At 34.5% G+C, this 351-nt stretch carries 1 protein-coding gene; it reads left to right on the forward strand.

Translation table 11 applies throughout. The features are described 5' to 3' along the window. On the forward strand, window positions 1-351 hold a 351-nt coding region (locus tag ACWIX0_RS14315), incomplete at both ends, for a hypothetical protein (RefSeq protein ID WP_454174633.1).

Consider the following 351-nt stretch of genomic DNA (forward strand, 5'->3'; position numbering starts at 1 on the left):
CTCCCCACTTCCGCCCTATCTATCACAAAAACAAACATAAATGACTTTATCGTAAATGTGAGAGATAAGCCTGATGCTAAAAATGGCAAGATAGTAGCCCAGCTTTTATCACAAGACACAAATACACCTAATATTTACATAACTGATTCTGATGGCTATACCACCGATGGCAGTATAAAACCTATGTATAAGCCAATGATAAATAAAGGGCGAGAATGGTATGAGAGAGATGATTTAGGCAGTAGTGATGAAATAGGTTATATACTTTATTACAATCGCAAAATGGCACAATCCTACTACGAATCCAACAAACAAAAACTCATAAACCCTTTATTTAGAGATAATTATTTA

Source organism: Helicobacter sp. T3_23-1059 (assembly GCF_053654515.1).